Annotated in this window: 12 protein-coding genes; 9 read left to right on the top strand and 3 right to left on the bottom strand. The window is 72.5% G+C overall.

Features of this window, described 5'->3' with window-relative positions:
• The first annotated feature begins 152 nt into the window (after positions 1-152).
• Positions 153-869, top strand: a complete 717-nt coding sequence (locus AB0367_RS31655; RefSeq protein WP_366230143.1) for a septum formation family protein — start codon at positions 153-155, stop codon at positions 867-869.
• A 17-nt stretch (positions 870-886) separates the two neighbouring features.
• Here the strand turns inward: AB0367_RS31655 and AB0367_RS31650 are convergent, their stop codons facing one another.
• A complete protein-coding gene (locus tag AB0367_RS31650) occupies positions 887-3,646 on the bottom strand; it encodes a LuxR family transcriptional regulator (protein ID WP_366230142.1) in 2,760 nt (919 codons plus the stop codon).
• 202 nt (positions 3,647-3,848) lie between these two features.
• Between AB0367_RS31650 and AB0367_RS31645 the strand changes: the two genes are divergently transcribed.
• The gene (locus tag AB0367_RS31645; RefSeq protein ID WP_366230141.1) at positions 3,849-4,373 is read left to right on the top strand and encodes a DUF3558 family protein; all 525 of its coding nucleotides are present in this window, start codon (positions 3,849-3,851) and stop codon (positions 4,371-4,373) included.
• A gap of 23 nt (positions 4,374-4,396) precedes the next feature.
• A complete protein-coding gene (locus AB0367_RS31640; RefSeq protein WP_366230140.1) occupies positions 4,397-6,409 on the top strand; it encodes a hypothetical protein in 2,013 nt (670 codons plus the stop codon).
• A 164-nt stretch (positions 6,410-6,573) separates the two neighbouring features.
• Here AB0367_RS31640 and AB0367_RS31635 read toward each other — a convergent pair whose 3' ends face one another.
• Complete coding sequence (locus AB0367_RS31635; RefSeq protein WP_366230139.1) at positions 6,574-8,637, bottom strand: family 20 glycosylhydrolase; 2,064 nt, start codon at positions 8,635-8,637, stop codon at positions 6,574-6,576.
• 253 nt (positions 8,638-8,890) lie between these two features.
• Between AB0367_RS31635 and AB0367_RS31630 the strand changes: the two genes are divergently transcribed.
• From AB0367_RS31630 to AB0367_RS31620, 3 genes are read left to right on the top strand one after another with little or no spacing between them, the layout of a single operon-like run.
• The gene (locus AB0367_RS31630; protein WP_366230138.1) at positions 8,891-9,085 is read left to right on the top strand and encodes a hypothetical protein; all 195 of its coding nucleotides are present in this window, start codon (positions 8,891-8,893) and stop codon (positions 9,083-9,085) included.
• A gap of 47 nt (positions 9,086-9,132) precedes the next feature.
• Positions 9,133-10,458, top strand: coding sequence for a hypothetical protein (locus AB0367_RS31625; RefSeq protein WP_366230137.1), 1,326 nt, complete (start codon positions 9,133-9,135; stop codon positions 10,456-10,458).
• Positions 10,459-10,515: 57 nt separating this feature from the next.
• A complete protein-coding gene (locus AB0367_RS31620) occupies positions 10,516-11,139 on the top strand; it encodes a GNAT family protein (protein WP_366230136.1) in 624 nt (207 codons plus the stop codon).
• A gap of 144 nt (positions 11,140-11,283) precedes the next feature.
• On the opposite strand, the gene AB0367_RS31615 is transcribed toward AB0367_RS31620, so the two are convergent.
• Positions 11,284-11,598 carry a hypothetical protein gene (locus AB0367_RS31615; RefSeq protein WP_366230135.1) on the bottom strand — a complete coding sequence of 105 codons (315 nt, stop codon included), beginning with the start codon at positions 11,596-11,598 and terminating at the stop codon, positions 11,284-11,286.
• 272 nt (positions 11,599-11,870) lie between these two features.
• On the opposite strand from AB0367_RS31615, the gene AB0367_RS31610 reads away from it, so the two are divergent.
• From AB0367_RS31610 to asnB, 3 genes are all read left to right on the top strand, one after another.
• Complete coding sequence (locus AB0367_RS31610) at positions 11,871-12,674, top strand: expansin EXLX1 family cellulose-binding protein (protein ID WP_366230134.1); 804 nt, start codon at positions 11,871-11,873, stop codon at positions 12,672-12,674.
• A 139-nt stretch (positions 12,675-12,813) separates the two neighbouring features.
• Complete coding sequence (locus tag AB0367_RS31605; RefSeq protein ID WP_366230133.1) at positions 12,814-13,836, top strand: glycosyltransferase family A protein; 1,023 nt, start codon at positions 12,814-12,816, stop codon at positions 13,834-13,836.
• Positions 13,775-15,616: an asparagine synthase (glutamine-hydrolyzing) gene (gene asnB, locus AB0367_RS31600; protein ID WP_366230132.1), complete on the top strand. Its 1,842-nt coding sequence runs from the start codon at positions 13,775-13,777 to the stop codon at positions 15,614-15,616. The genes AB0367_RS31605 and asnB overlap by 62 nt, the downstream gene beginning before the upstream one ends.
• Positions 15,617-15,711: the final 95 nt, after the last annotated feature.

Below are 15,711 nucleotides of genomic sequence, written 5' to 3'. Positions count from 1 at the left end.
GACAACCCGCAGCATCTGGTGACCGGCTACGAGGCCGTGAACCGCCACCGTCAGCCGCTGGTTGACGGTGGCGTCGGCCGGGCATGCTTACCGCCGGTACCGAGATCGAATACGGTTGATCGTCACAGCTCCGGCCGCTAGTGTCCTGCACCGTGCGGACGAAGATTCTCGTGGCGGTCCTGGTGCTGGCCGTCGTCGGCGCGGTGTTCCTGTGGTGGCGGGAGACGTCCACCGCCGGCACCCTCGGCTGCTACACGGCGTTCGTCAAGGCGGACGCTCTGCCCGATGCTGGCGGGGTGCAGCCGGTCGGCTGCGACCAACCGCACGAGTTCGAGGCGATCTCCATCCTCACGACCGCCGGCGGCGAGCAGCGTTGCCGGCAGGAGGCCGAGTCGTTCCTCGGCGGGCCGTGGGAGCAGTCCCGCACCGTCTACGCACTCCTGCGCAACACCGACCAAAGCAGCGGCGAGCTGCTCTGCGCACTCGCGGAGACCGCCGGCACCGACGGGCGCACGGTCGGCAGCGTCGGCAGCTTGAAGGACGGCATGCGCGGCGACCGGCGGCTGGCCGTCACCTGCCTCGTCAGCGACAAGGATGGGTACTTCCTGTACGGCGAATGCACGGAAAGTCACGCCGCCGAGTTCGTCGGCGTCGTGCCGCCCGGCGACGACCTGGATTCCGCCTGCCAGCAGGCAGCCGCCAAGTACCTCGGCCTGCCCGACCTCCAGCAACGCGCCGACCTGCGCGCCGGTTCGCTGTCCCGCGAGAACGGGCTGTGCGTCGTCACCGAAGCACCGGACCCGTCCGGTGCGCACGACACCCTCCGCGCCAGCGTCAAGGGACTCGGCACCAGCCCACTACCCCGCTGATCGTCCGGCCGGGGCGGTCAGTCCCGGGCCGCGCCGGCCATCTGGGCGATCAGCTCGGCCCGGGAGCGGATTCCCAGTTTGCGGTAGATGCTGCTCAGGTGGCCCTCGACCGTCTTGGGACTCAGGAACAGCGCGGTCGCGGCCTCCCGGTTGCGCAGGCCGCGCGCGATCTCCCGCGCCACCTGGAGCTCCTGCGGGCTGAGCCGCCCGATCGGCGAGCTGCTCGGCGGTGCGGCGCGGCCGCCGGCGGCACGCAGCTCGGCGGTGGACCGGTCCGCCCACCGTACGGCGCCGAGCCGAGCGAAGATCATTCCCGCGTCGCGCAGCGGTCGGCGGGCCGCGCTGCGCCGGCCGTTGAGCCGCAGGTGCTCGCCGTACGCGAGGAGCAGCCGGGCCTGCTCGAAGGGCGCCGGGACCGCACTGCCGTAGGCGAGCCTGTCGACGCGGTGTTCGAGGTCGTCGTCGATCTGGCCGAGTACCAGCCGGCAGCGGGCGATCTCGATCTCTCCGGTGCGGTAGCGGGTACGGGCGACCCGCTGCTCGTATTCGGCCAGCAACCGCGCCGCCGACGCGGTGGCGCCGGTCCGGTACAGCGCCTCGGTCAGGTCGGCGGCCCAGGGGATGATGCCGGGGTGCCGGGCGCCGCACGATTCCAGACCGGCGCGAACGAAGCCGAACTGCACTTGCGCGCTCTCGTAGTCCCGGCTGCCCGACGCCAGCAGGCCCAGGGCCGCGGCGCCGTAGACCTCGACGGGCAGCAGCTGGGCGGACTGGGCGATCTCGACCGCCTCCGCCACGTGCTGACGGCAGTCGCCGGCGCGTCCGGTGGCCGCCTCGTACAGTGCCTGCAGCGTCAGCGCCCGTGCCTGGATGTTGCGGTGCCCCAGGTCGCCCGCCAGCCGGACGGCCTCCGCGGCCGTGGCGAACCCGGTGGTCCACTGGCCGGTACGGAAGCAGAGGTCGGCGTCGACGATCCGGGAGAAGGCCATCCGGTCGGGTGGGACGCTGTCGCCGTACTCGCGCTCGATGCGCTCCAGCACGTCCCGCGCCTGGTCGTAGTACTCCAGCCAGGGCAACGTGAGCGCGGCGAACGGCAACACTCCCGGGCCGTCGGGGATGCGGGCGAGTACCTGTGGCAACGGCACGCCGAAGGGCTCATCCGGGTCGGCCTCGGCCCGGCAGAACCGTGCCCATCCGCGGGCGATGCGGGCGGCCAGCACCAGCTCAGCGCTGGTGGACCCGGACCGTTCGACGGCGTCGCGGGTCACGGCGTCGGCCAGCTCGTAGTCGCCGCAGTGCAGCGCGGAGGCACTCGCGTCCAGGCGCAGCAGCATGCTGAACTCCGCGTCGAGGTGGGCGATGCGGTCCGCGATGGCCGTGAAGAGCGTCGTCGCGCGGCGGGCGTCGCCGCTGATGTTCCACAGGGCGCCCAGAATCCGCTGGGCCCGGGCCCGGGTCAGGGGGTCCCGTGCCGAGGCGGCCACCTCGGTGGCGAGCTGGGCCGCCGTCGGCGCCGCGATGAGCAGCGCGGTCTGCGCGGCGGCCAGCAGATGGGCGATGCGCAGGTCCGGGTCGGTGGCGAAGTGCGCCGCCCGCCGGAAGGCGATCGTGGCGGACTGCCACGCTCCGCGGGTACGCGCGACACAACCGGCGTCCGCCAGCGCCGCGGCCACCTGTGGGTCGGGCCCGATGGCGGCGGAGGCCAGGTGGCCGGCGCGCGTCTCGACGGCCTGGGGCCCGGCCGCGGCGGCCAGCGCCCGGTGCGCGCTGCGGCGGGTCGCCGGCGGTGCCTCGTGGTAGACCGCTGCCCGTACCAGCGGATGGCGAAACCCCGGCTCGGCGTCGAGGTGGATCAGGCCGCAGTGTTCGGCCGGCTCCAGGTCGTGGCGGGACAATCCGAGTTCCGACAGCGCGGCGCCGACATCGGCCCAATGCGCGTCCTGCGAGGCCGAGGCGACGACGAGGGCCATCCGGCTGCGTTCGGTCAGCCCGGCGAGCACCCGACCCGCCGACTGCCGGATCGCCTCGCCGACCGGGAGCGGCCGGTCGAGCACCGCGCCGCTCAGCGTGTCCGGGCCGAGCAGCTGGGGTATCTCCCGCAGCGCCAGCGGGTTGCCGGCGGCGGTGCTCAGTACCGCCTCCCGGATGAGCGGTTCGCTCAGCTGCGGTGCGGTGGCGGCGAGCAGCTCGGTACTCGCCTGGGGGTCGAGCCCGGCCAGGTGAAGCACCGGGAAGCCGGCCAGCCCCGAGGCCGGTGGTTCGTCCAGCGTCGTGCGCACGGCGAACAGCAGGCCGATCGGATCGGCGGCGAGCCGGCGGGCCGCGAAGCCCAGAACGTCGATGGTCTCCTGGTCCATCCATTGGGCGTCGTCGACCACCACGAGGGTCGGCTGCTGCTCCGCGGCGGCGGCGAGCAGCGCCAGCGTGGCGACCCGAAGGGCGAGCCGGCCGTCCGAAACGGGTTCCGCGGGCACGGCCTGGTCCAGGGCGAGGGCACGTTCGATCGCGGTGCGCTGGGTGGCGGGCAGCTGTTCCCGGTGAGCGATGATCGGCGTCAGCAGATCGGCCAGGCCGACGAACCCGATGCGCGTGTCGGTCGGCATGCCGGTGGTGCGCAGGACCCGCATCCCGGTGGCCTCCCGGGCCACCACGTCCAGCAGCGCGGTCTTGCCGATCCCCGGCTCCCCGGCGAGCACCAGCACCTCGGCCCGCCCCGTCCGGGCGGCCCGGACCACCCCTTCGAGCCGGGCCAACTCGCGCTCGCGACCGTACATCATCGGCCGACCATAGTTGTGAAGATCAACTATGGCCAGCCTGCCGCCGGCGGGGACAGGGGATTTCCCGCTGTTCGCCGGGTGCCTGTCCGCGGTTGGCTGGTGTGGTTTGTCACGTACGCGCAGGCCCGCCACGTGACCGGGTCGGCCGCGCTGAGCGTCCGTGCCGGGTGACTACGGGCGATCAGGAAGGAAAGAGAACGCAATGCGTAAAACGGTGCGAACGTTCGCGTCCACGGCCGGACTCGTCGGCGCGCTCGCGCTGGCCGGCTGCGGCGGATCGGACGAACCAGCGGTCAGTGCCCCGCCAGCAGCCCCGACGGCCGCCCAGGCGGGGGGCGGCCCGGCCGCGGCCGCACCGGTGGACACCTGCGCCCTGTTCACGCCGGCCGACGCCGCCACCGTGCTCGGCAAGCCGGGGCTGGAGCCGACGCCGCAGAAGGCCGAAGGCTCCCTGCTGGGCGGCTGCACCTACACCAGAACGGACGGCGCGAGCGTCAACATCACCGCCCGCCCGGCCAGAGAGTGGGACAGCACCAAGAAGTCCTACAACGGCACCCCCGTGAGCGGGGTCGGCAAGGACGCGGTCTGGGCTGACAAAGTCGGACTGCTGGTGCTGCCGGAGGGCAAGCCGTACTTCTTGCATGTGCTGGTCATCGCGAACGTGGCACCGCTCTCCTTCGACAAGGACCGTTCCGTCACGGTCGGCAAGATCGCGGTCGGTCGCTGAGCATCCCGGGCGCGAGAAGCGACATGACATCGACAAGTGTTTCCACCGTCCGGGCGGCTTCGTGGCGGCCCGCGACACGTGCGGTGGCGCTGCTCGTCACGGCCGGGATGATCCTGGCCGGCTGTGGCGCCAAGCCGTCATCCGAGCCGAAGCGCGACGGCAACCAACGATTCGCGACCACGGGCATCGACACCGAGCGGATCGGCGCACCGGTGTCCGTCAACGCCGGCGACACTGCCGCCGCCGCCACCCTCGCCGACCTGGTGATGAAGGGCGGCCCCGGGGGAACCGCCGCGTTGGCCACCGCGGTCAACCTCGCCGGGATCACGATCACCGGCGCCAACGGCAAGGTCTTCCGAGGCCCGGCGAACCCGGCCATCGGCCAGACGCTGCAGGCCGGTGAGATCGGCCTGCTCGCCTCGGCGCAGGTCCGGGGCGACAGCCGGCTGCTGATGGCCCCGATGCTGGCCGCGGCGATCGGTGCGCTGGACCCGCGGGCGCAGCTCGACGAGAAGGCGATCATGAACGGCCTGCTCACGGACCTGCGCACCGCGATGGCCGGCAAGAACGCGACCGATGCCTTCATCGCGACCTTCGTCATCGAGCTGGAGAAGCGCGGCGCCACGCCGCGGGATCTCACGAAGGACGTCGCCGACCCGGCAGCGGTACGGCTCAGCCCGGTGGCCACCACGCTGTTGCTGCTGCGCCTGACCACCAGTATCCAGGCGGCGTTCCCGAAGGACGTGGTGAAGGCCGCGCCGCGCGGCGGCGCGACGGCGAAGCCGGCCGGGCACGCCGCGGGCAAGGGGGGCTACCGGCTGGCCGGGGAATCGGCGCTCGACTGCGCCGTCACCCCGTCCGAGGGCGTCGACGACTTCATCTACGACCGGCTGGGTGATCTGGGATCGGCGGCGGGGGTGAACGCCGCGGCGAAGGCCGCGGCGAAGGCCGGGCTGGCCAAGTTCGGCGCGGAGGCGTTGGGCCTGGTCGTCTCGACCGTGCTGGGCTTCGCGAAGCTCATCGTCGCCGGCGCGTTCTTCAAGCCGACGATGGAGATGTCACCGGAGAAGCTGGAGCGCACCCGCAGCGCCAGCCAGGACGGGGCGAAGGCCGTGGTGAAGGTGACCCTCAAGTTCGACACCGAGGGCTGGGAGGTCGCCAACTGCTTCCGGAGCATCCTCTCCGTGATCGGTCTGGACTTCTCGTTCAAGGGCAGCGGAGTGGTGAAGAACGCCGAGGTCGTGTGGAAGCCGGGGGACGGGTTCAGCGCGGCGTCCAACGGGCTGCCCCTGGTCAAGATCGACCAGGCGACGCCGGTCGGGGTGGCCTACGAGAAGACGAACGACAAGGGGCAGGCCGCGGCGACCGTGATCGGCCACCGGCAGCCCAAACAGGTGCCGGACACGGCCAAGAAGGTGGAGAAGACCTTCTACCTCGCGGGTACCTACAACAGCAAGCCGGACGACTACTGGGAAGACCTGTTCGAGGCGCTGGGCATCGTCGCGACCGTCGTGGTCGGCGGCCCGGCCGGCTGGGCGGCTGGCGCCATCAAGCTGGCGCTGAGCGCGCTGGAGCGCGGTGGCTGGTACGAGTTCGGCAAGGCCTTCCCGGTGACCGACTATGGCGGTGACTACCGGATCGACACCACGATCAGCGGAATCACGTTCACCGGCACGGTGTGCGACGGCCCGGCCGGCATCTGGAACATCAAGCTGGCTGGCAAGGCCGGCTCTCGAGAGGCCGGATGGACGTACACGGGCAGCGCCAAGGCCGACGTCAAGGCCGACGGTACCGGTCCGATCTCCGGGGTGCTCAAGGGCACGTCGAGCACGATCACGGGCTTCGGCGCGCTGAACAGTTCCGCGCCGTTCAACGGGACGGTGAAGGTGCACGACGCCGGCCAGACCGCCTGGATGGAGATCAAACTGACGGGTGCGGGCTCGGAACTCGCCGGCCCGAACGGCCTGATCTCCACGGGCGGGGGCAGCGGTACCTTCACGCTGCCGGTCGATGTCGGCAACTTCTGCGGGACCTGAGTCCGTGTGCCCGTCCGGGTCGGTGCCCATCGACGGGCGGAAAATCGGGCTACCGGCCGGTGGTCGACATGGCCAACCTGGTCATCGCCCGCTGACGGCGCGTCGCCGGCGCGCCTCCCGCATCGGGTGGCACGCCGGCGACGATCGGTGTCCGCGGGCGTCGCTCAGCTGGCCGTCAGCGTGAAGTCGTCGGCGTAGTAGGACGGCTGTCCGTACCAGCCGTGGACGAACACGGTGACGGACGTCGTCGAGGCGCCGGTGGTGAACGTGACGCTCAGCGGGGCGTACGCGCTGCCGGTGCCCGGCGTCCAGGTGCTCACGTTCACGCCGGTGCCGGTCGCCCCGATGTACACGTAGCTGCCCTGCACGTAGGCGTTGAGTTTGTACGTCCGGTTCGGCTGGACCGTCACCGTCTGCTCACACTGCGCCGTGTCGCTCGCGGTCACCGATCCGGCGAGTGCCTTCGTACCCGAGCGGACCGGGCTGGCCACGACGGAGCACCTGGCGCCGGTCCACGGTGACAGGGATCCGCTCTCGAAGCCGCCGTTGGCGAGGGCACCGGCCGGGGCGGAGCTGGAGGCGGACGGCGACGCCGAGGGCGAGCGCGATGCCGATGCCGAGGGCGACGCTGATGCCGAGGCTGAGGGCGACGCCGACGGGGGGTTGGACGGCAGCGTCCCCCACGGAACCTGGGTGGAGCGGTAGAAGTTGATGCCCTGCAGCGTCCACCGGGGGCCCTGCGCGCCCAGCCGCACCTTGAAGGTGTCCCAGTTGCGCGCGGCCTGCGGTGACCACGCCAGCTCGGCGATGGCGGGCAGCCGCGGGAACGCCATGTACTCGATGTCGGCGAGCTTCGTGAGCGTCTCCGACCACATTGGAGCCTCGACGCCGATGATCGCGCTCGCCGGCACGCCGGACAGGTAGGCGCCCGGGTCCCAGCCGTAGGCGGTCTGCACCTCGATGAGGCCGGCCCAGCTCAGGCCGAGCGTGGTCTGGTTGTTGTACTTCATGTCGATGTACGTCTTGTTCGCCGGCGACAGCAGGATCTTGTCGCCCTTGCTCACGGCCGCGCTGAGGTCCGCGTCGGAGGTGCCGGTGCCCCAGTACTGCGCGACCCGGTTCGCGGTGTGGTCGGTCTGCCCGATCTGGTGCCAGCCCATCACGGTCTTGCCCGCGTTGCCGACGTAGGGCTGGATGCGGTTGATGAAGGTGCGGTAGTCCGCCGCCGTCGTGCTCTGCGCCTCGTCGCCGCCGATGTGCAGGTAGGGGCCGGGGGTGATGGCGGCCAGCTCGCTGAGCACCTGCTGCACGAACGTGTACGTGACCTCCTTGTTCACGCACAGTGAGCTGAACCCGACGTTGATGCCGGTGTACAGCGCCGGGGCCGTGTTGTTGCAGTTGAGCTCGGCGTAGGAGGCTTGCGCCGCGTTGACGTGCCCGGGCATGTCGATCTCAGGCACGATCGTGATGTGCCGGGCCGTCGCGTACGCGACGATGTCGGAGTACTGCGCCTTGGTGTAGTAGCCGCCCGCGCCGCCGCCGACCTGGGTGCTGCCGCCGACGGTCGCCAGCCGCGGCCACGCGTCGACGACGATGCGCCAGCCCTGGTCGTCGGAGAGGTGGAGGTGCAAGGTATTGATCTTGTACTGCGCGATCTCGTCGAGGTATCGCTTGACGACGTCCACGCCGAAGAAGTGCCGCGACACGTCGAGCATCGCGCCGCGGTAGCCGTAGCGCGGGTAGTCGACGATACGCCCGCCCGCGAGCGTCCACGGTCCACTCTGGACGGTCCTCGCCTCGATCTGCGGCGGGAGCAGCTGACGCAGCGTCTGCACGCCGTGGAAGAGCCCGGCCGGGGTCTGCGCCCGGACGATGACGGACGCGGCGGTGACGTCGATCTGGTATCCCTCGGTGCCCACGCTCGCGTCGGCGCCCGACAGTAGCAGCGCGATGCCGCTCGTCGGCGTGCCGCTCGCCGCGACGACGGGCAGCGCGTAGCCGGTCGACGGCCGCAGAACGCCGGCCAGGTAGTTCCCGGCGTCGGTGGCGGGCCCGGAACCGGACGCGGTCTGGATCGTGGCTGTGGACGGCAGGGTGTAGGTGACGCCGGCGGCCGGCTGGACCGACACGGGTACGGGCACCACGTCCTGGAGGTTCACGACGGCGGCACCGGCCGGCGAGGCGGTGGCGGCCCATATGAGACCGAGGGCGGCGGTGGTCAGGGCCATCGCGCCTGCTAACAGGGCGTGGCGGGTGGGACGATGCACGACGTCCTCCAGGTAAACTGTAAAGTTTCCTGATAATTTGAAGGACGCGATTGCCCCTGTCAACCCGTCCGAACGGGCGCACCGGGCGTGCCGGGCGCACCGGATGGTGACGTCACCCGATGTGGGCGATTGTGCGGGTGGTTGTGCCGCCCGGTGGGGATATGGCGGCACTTCGGCGCCGGGAACGACCGCGGTCCGGCGGGAGGATCGCGGCATGGAAGAGTACCGGGAGATCGTGTCGGACGTCCTCACGACCGCCGGCGGGGCACAGGCCTGGATCGAGATGAACCTGTCCGGATACCTCACGAAACGGTGCTCCGGATGCGGCGCCGACGAGGACGCCGAAGCGCTGCCGTCGGCGATGCAGTGGTTGAGCGAGCACGCGCCGGCCTGCGCCGAGCGGCAGTAGCGGCTTGGGGCGAGCACCGCGACGGGCGCTGTGGCAGGATCGCGCGCATGTTCCAGCCCTTCGACCGGCACCGCTCGCTTCGCGAGCAACTGCTGGCCGGCATCTCGGCCCGCCTGCGCGAGGTCGGCATCGAGGCCGTGTTCGACACGCTCGTGCCGTACTACGACCTCTACGGCTCGGCGCCCGGCGGCCTGACGGGCCTGGTCGTGCACGAGCCGACCGGCGCCGGCCGGATGCAGGTCACCGCCGTGGCCGCGCGCCGGACCGTGCCGCCCGGCGAGGGCGGGCTGTCCGCCGACCGCCACACGTGGGTGCGCGACGTGGACCTCGAGTACGACCTCGCCGGCGACGTCGTCTTCGAGGTCACGACGCTGGAGGGGCCGGGCGACGGCCCTGGCGATCCGCCGGCCGTCTGGGCGCCGCGCCTGCTCATCCGGGTCGAGGAGGCGGTGGTCGACGCGATCCGCCTGTGGCACGGCTATCGGGACACGCTGCGCAGCACCCCGCCCGCCGCCGACGCGGACCGCAGGCGGGCCGTGCTCGCCCGCCAGGTCGGCGCCCGGCATTCGGCGGCGGCCGCCGCCCGGGTGCGCCTCGCCGTGGACGACTCCGCCGTGCCGCCGCACCAGCGCCCGGTCCTCGCCGCGCACCTGGCCGAGCTCGACCACGCCCAGCTCTGCTTCCACTTCCCCCGCGACCGCTCCGGCCGCTACGTCGGCAATGCCGTCGTCGCGCTCGCCGGGTACGAGGCCGGCCTGAGCAAGCGCGGGCCGTGGCTCGCCGTGCGGGCCGACGGCGACGAGCTGGCCGTCAGCGTCGAGGCGTTGATCGGCGCGAACCAGGACCATCGGTGGGACCGGCTGCCGTGGCTGTGGAGCACGGCCCATCGCGACGCCGTCGCGGCGCGGCGGTGGCAGGTGCCGGACGCCGAACACGCGCGGCCCGTCGTCGCGCTGCTGGACCGGCACGCGCTGGCCGACGCGCTCACGCTGTGCGGCGTCGACGTCGACGCCGAGCTCGCCGCGCTGCTCGCGGGCTATCCGATCAGCTACCGGCACGCGCAGTACACCGACACCTGGGTCAAGACGCTGTACGAGCAGCTGCGCGACTGCGCACCGTGGCGGCTGGCCGCCGCGTACCGGGTCTGGCAGGACGAGCGGCGCTCGGCGCGGCGCCCGGCGGGCGAACCGATCGCGCTGTTCGGCCTGAAGGGACTGAACCAGCAGGCCAAACCCATGGTCGCGGTCGAGACCCGCGACGGTGTTTGCCGCCTGCGGATGATCTGGAGCGGCAGCAACGCCCGCCTCACCCGCGCCCTCTGGGAATGCCCGGCGGACCTGAACGCCGAACTGCTGGCCGCTGGGACGACCTGACCCCGGGCCGGTGTCGCCGGGGCGGAAACGGACGCGCCCGCCACGTATGGTGCTGGCGTGACGTTCCGTCTTGAGGGTCCGGTGCTTGAGGGCACCCTGGTGCGGCTGGAGCCACTCTCGCCCGGCCACGCGGCCGACCTGACCGAGGCCGTGTCCGGCGATCGCACGACGTACGGCTTCACGTGGGTGCCCCGGCCCGACGAGATTCCCGCCTATCTCGCCGGGATGCGCCAGCGGCAGGAGACCGGACGCCTGTGGCCGTATGCGCAGATCGACCTCGCCACGGGGCGCGCGGTCGGGGCGACCGCCTACTGGGATCCGCGCTTCTGGCCGGGCACCGAGCGGCTGAGCGCGGTCGAGGTGGGGTTCACCTGGCTGGCCGGCGCCGCGCAGGGCACGGGCCTCAACGCCGAGGCGAAGCTGCTGCTGTTCACCCACGCCTTCCAGCGGTGGCAGGTCGCGTGGGTGGACCTGAAGACCGACGCCCGCAACGAGCGCTCCCGCGCGGCGATCGCCGCGACCGGCGCCGTGTTCGAGGGCGTCCTTCGCAACTGGTCGCAGTCCCGGGCCCCCGGCGAGGACGGCCGCCTGCGCGACTCGGCGATGTTCTCGATCGTCGCCGCCGATTGGCCGGCGACCCGTGACCGCCTCCGCGCCCGGGTCGCCCGCAAAGCCGCCTGACCGCAGACCGGCCACATTCCAGCGCGGGGCGGCACGCGGGTCAGCACCGGCCCGATCGCGGGGTCCCACGAGATCGGCCCGGCCGCCTGACGGGCCGCGTCGCGCGCCTGGTCCGCGCCCGGAAGGGCCGGGGCCGAGCGCCGGTCAGTCGGCGGGCCGGGGCATGACCGGGCCCAGGCGCTGCACCGTGGCGGCCAGGGCCTCGCCGAAGTGCGGGTCGGTCCACACCGCGTCCTCCAGGGCGCGGACCACACGGCGACGGGTGCCGGCGCTCGGTGTGGGCGACTCCACGGCCTCGAGCTCCAGGCTGCGCAGCGCGGGATCGTCGTCCAGCTTCGCGTGGACCAGCCCGGCCAGCCCGCGCAGCTGCTCCTCGACCCCCGGCTCGGCCGGCTCGGCCCGGCCGCGGCTCCACAGGTGCGACGCCAGCCAGCCGACCGCGAGTTCCACCATCGTCACGATGCATACCTTCGCATATGTACCGGCCGTCAAGCATGGCCGCGAACCGCTCCTCGGCGAGGTCGAGCCGGCGGAAGATCTCCAGCTTCCCGAGGCGGGACAGGGGCTGGTCCGGCGGCCGGCGAGTTCGCGCAGCACGGGGACCATCGGGCGGTACTTCGGGGCCGAACATTCGACCTTCGATCGCGTGGTGTGGATCACACCGGCGTCGTTGCCGGCCACGGCGACGGGAACTCCAGGCGTGTGGATCACCAGACCGTACAATCCCGGACGTGCATCGCCGTCACCTTCGCTGGATCCTGCCCGCCGCCACCGCCGTCGTCGCCACCGTGGTGGCCGTCGTGCTCGTGACCCAGGTCGGCGGCAACGCGGCGTGCGCGGCCGGCGGCTCCGCGTCGTACTACACCGCGGGTCGCAACGGCATGTGCAACCTCGGCACGCCCGCGGAGGGCGCGTACGCGGCGGTCGGGCGCGCCGAGTACGCCGGCGGGAGCGCGTGCGGCACCTACCTCGACGTGACCGGGCCCAACGGCACCACCCGCGTGCAGGTCGTGGACATGTGCCCGAGCTGCCCGGCCGGTAAGGTCGACCTCGGCAAGGGCGCGTTCGCCCGCATCGGCGCGCTGAGCGCCGGCATCATCCCCATCACGTACGCCACCGTCCGCGACCCCCAGGTCGGGCCGCTGCGGGTGAAGCTCAGCGGCGGCACCGCCCGCTCGTCGCTGAGCGTGGTGGTGGACAACCACGGCAACTCGCTGTCCACTGTGGAGCTGCAGACGCCGTCGGGCTTCACCGCCCTGCGCCACGGCGAGGACAACACGTGGACGGGCCCGTCGGGCGCGCTGAGTGTCCCGGTGACGCTGCGGATCTCCGACGGGTACGGCCACCAGGCGCTCGTGTCCGACCTGGCGCTGGGTCAGAAGGACTTCCAGCAGACCCAGACACCGCTCTACGGCGCTGCGTCGCCGTCACCGTCCACCGTGGAGTCCTCCGCGGCGGCCTCCCCGGAGTCGTCCCCGCAACCCTCCACCACGACGGTGACCACCGCGGCGGCCAACCCGCCGCCGAAGTGCTAGTCCCGGCGGTATTGGTCGACGCGCTGGAAAGACAGGGCCGAACGGTGAGTTGTGGCCGTCAATGTCTGCTTCGTAGACTGCCACGACAGGAGTAAATCCTTCGGCGACCTTGGATCGGGTGTGCTTGCGTTGGAGCGGCATGGCTGAGCAGCGCACGCTTGCCTACCCCGGTTCCCGTCCCCGATACGTGTTGGTCACCGCGGCGCGCGACGAGGGCGAGCGGCTCGTGCGCACCATCGCCGGCGTGCGCGCCCAGACGTGGCCGCCGCTTCACTGGGTCATCGTCGACGACGGCTCGGCCGACGACACCGCCGGCGTGGTGCGCCGCCACATCGAGGGTGCCGACTGGATCACCCTCGTGCGGCGGACCGCGAGCCGGCCGGCCGACTTCGCCTCGAAGGTGTTCGCCGTGCGCGATGGGCTGGCGCGGCTGGAGGGGCTGGAGTACGACTTCGTCGGCACGCTCGACGCCGACATCGCCGTCGACGCCGACTACTTCGAGCGGCTCCTGGGCGTGTTCGCGGGTGCGCCACGGCTCGGCATCGCCGGCGGCCAGCTCGTCGAGGAGTACGACGGGCGCGGCGTCCGGCAGCGGATCAGCGCCGACAGCGTCTCCGGCGCGACGCAGATGTTCCGCCGGGAGGTCTTCGAGGCCATCGGCGGCCTGCGGCCGGTGCGGCTCGGCGGGGAGGACTCGGTCGCCGAGATCATGGCCCGGATGCGTGGCTGGGAGGTGTCGACCCGCTTCGAGCTGCCCGTGCGCCACCAGGGCCGGGTGCTGTCGCGGAACAAGGGCGCGCTGCGGGCGTGGTTCGTGCGCGGGCAGGCCAACCGCGGCCTGCGCTACGACCCGGTGTTCCAGCTCGCCGTGAGCGCCTACCGGGCCGTCGTGCAGCCGCCGTACCTGCTCAGCGGCGCGCTGATGCTTGCCGGATACGTCGCCGCCGCCGCGCGGGGCACGGAGCCGGCGCTGGACCGCGACGCCGTGGCATACCTGCGGGGTGAGCAGCGGCGGCGGCTGTGGGGCATGATCGGCTATCAGGGCGGGGGCCTGACTGATGTGCGGAATCGCTGGCGTACTCAAGTTGCGTGGCGGACTGGTGGACCCGGGACGGCTGCTGTCGATGGCGGGCAGCATCGCCCATCGGGGCCCCGACGATGAGGGCTTCCACACCGACGGGCCGATCGGGTTCGGTTTCCGCCGGCTCGCGATCGTCGACCTCGGCGGCGGGCACCAGCCGCTGATCTCCGGCGACGGGCGCACCGCCGCCGTCGTCGTCGGCGAGATCTACAACCACCGCGAGGTGCGGCGCGAGCTCGAACGGCTCGGGCACCGCTTCCACACCGAGGTCGACACCGAGGTGGTGCTGCACGGGTATCGCGAATGGGGCGACGACGTGCTCGCCCGCCTCAACGGCATCTTCGCGCTCGCCGTGTGGGACGGCGAGCGGCAGCGGCTGCTGCTGGCCCGCGACAGGGCCGGCGTGAAGCTGCTGTACTACCGCCTCGACGGCGACGAGCTGGTGTTCGGCTCGGAGCTGCGTGCCGTGCACGCCGCCGGGGGCGGCCGGGCGAGCCTCGACCCGGCGGCCGTCAACCTCTTCCTGCGCTACCGTTACACGCCCTCGCCGCTGACCGTGCACGCCGGGGTCCGCCGGCTCGCCGCCGGCACCAAGCTCGTCGCCGACCTCACCGAGGCGGGACGGGTCAGCGTGCAGGACTACTGGGACTACGAGCCGGTGCCGTTCGACCGGCCGCCGCGCATGGCCGAGGCGCGGGAGCAGCTGCTCGCACGGTATCGCGCCGCCGTGCGCCGGCAGCTGATGGCGGACGTGCCCGTGGGCCTGCTGCTGTCCGGCGGCGTGGACTCGGCGCTGCTGCTGGCGCTGATGGCCGAGCACGGCGAGCGGTGGCGCACGTTCACCGTCGGTTACGGCGAGAGCTACCCCAACGACGAAGTCGCCGAGGCGGGGCGCACCGCCCGTCGCTTCGGCGCCCGCCACACGCACGTGCGCCTGGACCGCACCGGCTTCGAGGCCGACCTCGCCACCGTGGTCGACGCGCTCGAGGAGCCGATCGCCACCGCGTCGACCGTCGCGCTGTACCACGTGTGCCGCCGCGCCGCCGAGGACGTCAAGGTCGCCTTCATTGGCCAGGGCCCCGACGAGCTGTTCGGCGGGTACGCCCGCCATCTCGGCCTGCGCTACGGCGCCGCGTGGCGCGCCGTGCCCGGCCCTGTGCGGGCCGCCTCCGGCTCGCTGCTGCGCCGGCTGCCGCGGGCCGCGACCGTGCGCCGCGGCCTGTACTCCCTCGGCGAGACCGACCGGACCCGCCGCTACCAGCGCGCGTTCTCGCTGCTGCCCGGCGAGTCGGTCGACGCGCTGTTCCGCGACGACGTGCTGCCGCCCGGCGCCGGGGACACGATCCTGTCCTGCTGGGCCGATCAGCTTCCGCGCCTGGCGGGCGCCGGCGAGCTGGCCGGCTTCCAGTACCTCGAGGTCCGGCACTCCCTGCCCGACGAACTCCTGCTCACCGCCGACAAGCTGTCCATGTGGCACTCGCTGGAGCTGCGCACGCCGTACCTCGACCACGAGATCATCGAGTACGCGGGCCGCCTGCCGGCGTCGTACAAGATCCGCCTCGGGACGCGGAAGTGGCTGCACAAGCAGGTCTGCCGGGCGTACCTGCCCCCGCAGATCGTGCACCGGCGCAAGCGCGCCTTCGCCAGCGACGTCGTCGACCACTGGTACCGCGAGTCCCCGTCCGGCATGATCACCGGCGCCCTGCTGAACCCCGGCGCCCAGCTGTACCAGCTGCTGCGCCCGGACAAGGTCCGCGAGCTCGTCGACGAGCACCGCGCCGGCCGCCACGACCACCATAAGATCCTCTTCAGCCTGGTGAGCCTGGAGCTCTGGCTCCGCCGCGCCGCGGTGTCCCTCTAATCCGCGCGGTCGCCGGCGTGCGGTGGCGCGGCGCAGTTCGTCGGCTCACCCGCCCAGGTTGCGGACAAGCTTGAACAGCTCCGTGACGCCACCGG

Origin of the sequence: Dactylosporangium sp. NPDC051484 (assembly GCF_040689395.1) — a bacterium.
Taxonomy (GTDB): Bacteria; Actinomycetota; Actinomycetes; order Mycobacteriales; family Micromonosporaceae; genus Dactylosporangium.
The sequence above is the reverse complement of the archived record's forward strand: the minus strand, read 5'-3'. Positions and strand labels throughout refer to the sequence as shown.